We start from the raw sequence: 1,764 nt of genomic DNA on the forward strand, positions 1-1,764 counted from the left end.
GGGGTGGGGGAGGGCCCGGCGTGAACCTGGCACGGAGCAGGCGGGCGCTCACCATGCGGGATGCCCGCCGAAGGTGTTTGCCCACCACCTGGATCACCATGGATCACCAGAGGTGCAGGGCAGCCCGCCGTGCCGTCTGACGGCATCAAGTTTCAGATTCTGGTTCTGGTGTGACCCTGTCATCTGGCAGGGTCACACACCGGTGTACCCGATCTATGCTGCCCTCACGAAAAGAAAGAAGAAGCGATATTAGCTTCCCGCACATGACAGCGGAAGGGAGGGTCGTCATGAAAAGACTGAGGCGCAACGCGGGGCTTCTGCTGGCCACAGCATTCGCCGTCTCCACGGCGAATGCAGGCGTGCTGGGTGGCGTGTCTGGGCAACAGCAGGAGCACGTCAGCGGCCCGGGCCTCAGTCCGGTGCTGCGGGAACTCACCGCGCAGGATAAGGGGACGTAATGAAGTAACAAATACGTGATCGAGAGCATCATCGCAGGTCACAGGCCTGTGGAGGGTTCGAAACGCGCAAGTTATTTCATTTCGACTCCTCTGCCGCCCACCCGCCGAGCGCAGGCCCCGAAGGCCGCAAACGGTCAGAACCCTGTTGAAGTCACCGCTCGCGCTCCTGACGGCATGGTGCTGCAGCGCAGCTCCCAGGGCTGTCAGTCGGAAGCCGAGCGCACCCTCTACGGTGACCTTCCTACCTGGTTCCAGGCGAAGGTAACCATGGAATCCTTCCCGCAGGTCCGCTCACAGCACGTGCTGGCAGACCCGCGGTTCGACCAGGCCGTCAAACCGTGGGCTGAATGTATGCGCGCCGCCGGTCGCCCTTACCGCAGCCCTGCCGAGCTCCGTGAGAAGGCCCTGCCGGACCAGAAAGAGACCTCGCTGCCCCGTGAGCAGGAGATCGGACTTGCCGTCACCGAGGCACGCTGCGCTGCCGTTTCCGGTCTGGCCGCGAAAGCCAAGGCGCTCGACCTGGAGCACGCCGAGCGGCTCAACCGCCAATACCACGCAGAGCTGGATACCGCCCACCGGCTCCAGCTCGCAACTTTGCCCCGAGCTCGCCCTATTACTGCGCAGCTACGCTGACCGCATGTGACGGGGCGGAAGAGAAAACCATCCAAGAACACACCGAAAAGGGAGACCATCATGCGCACCATTTACCGTGCCCTGGCCGTATCGGCCGCCAGCGCGGTCGTGCTGCCCGCCACCGCCCAGGCAGCCCCCCAAACCGGCCGGCCTTCGGCGCCCGCCACCGCCCCGGACGCCTCCGCCACCGCCACGGCCGACGGCCACCTGCACCTGTGGCGAGACACCGAGGCAGTGGACCCCTTCGGCAATTCGTGGTGCACCTCGTACCTCAGTGACTCCGACGATTGGGGCAGCTGCCGCAACCAGATCTCCTCGTTGTGGAACAACGGCTACCCGGGCTCCCTGGACGACGTCTGGCTGTACTGGGGAACGCATCAGACACACGCTCGCCGGGGAGTCTACAACGGCGTCTACCTCCCGGACCTCGCCCCGTACACCTTCGACGCAGGGACGGGCAGAGGCGCTGGCCAGTCGATTGACAACAACGTCGCTTCCCACCGTTGGACGAACCTCCCGTAAAACGCGGACGGATCTCTCACCCCGCTGCGCCTCGGCGCGGGTGTGCGCGACTTGTTCCTTCAGCTCCAGGCCCGGCCGGTAGCCGCCACCCCAGGTAGGGCGCCGGCGCCACCAGCCGCAGATGTTCGGTCCGGGTCGTCGCCGCGGCGGC

Annotated in this window: 3 protein-coding genes; all 3 read left to right on the forward strand. The window is 65.6% G+C overall.

Annotated elements, in window-relative coordinates:
* The first annotated feature begins 287 nt into the window (after positions 1–287).
* Genes ACY45C_RS16360 through ACY45C_RS16370 form a run of 3 tightly spaced genes read left to right on the forward strand, consistent with a single transcriptional unit; the run spans position 288 to position 1,613 of the window.
* Positions 288–458, forward strand: a complete 171-nt coding sequence (locus ACY45C_RS16360; RefSeq protein WP_462188442.1) for a hypothetical protein — start codon at positions 288–290, stop codon at positions 456–458.
* Positions 459–473: 15 nt separating this feature from the next.
* Positions 474–1,091 carry a hypothetical protein gene (locus tag ACY45C_RS16365; protein WP_462188443.1) on the forward strand — a complete coding sequence of 206 codons (618 nt, stop codon included), beginning with the start codon at positions 474–476 and terminating at the stop codon, positions 1,089–1,091.
* Between the two features lie 60 nt (positions 1,092–1,151).
* Positions 1,152–1,613: a hypothetical protein gene (locus ACY45C_RS16370; RefSeq protein WP_462188444.1), complete on the forward strand. Its 462-nt coding sequence runs from the start codon at positions 1,152–1,154 to the stop codon at positions 1,611–1,613.
* The last annotated feature ends 151 nt before the right edge of the window (positions 1,614–1,764 follow it).

This window comes from Frankia sp. CcWB2, from assembly GCF_977927585.1.

Bases quoted from the DNA above. Each gene is read 5' to 3' on its own strand.
- ACY45C_RS16360 (WP_462188442.1), top strand. From the start codon at position 288: ATGAAAAGACTGAGGCGCAACGCGGGGCTTCTGCTGGCCACAGCATTC.
- ACY45C_RS16370 (WP_462188444.1), top strand. From the start codon at position 1,152: ATGCGCACCATTTACCGTGCCCTGGCCGTATCGGCCGCCAGCGCGGTC.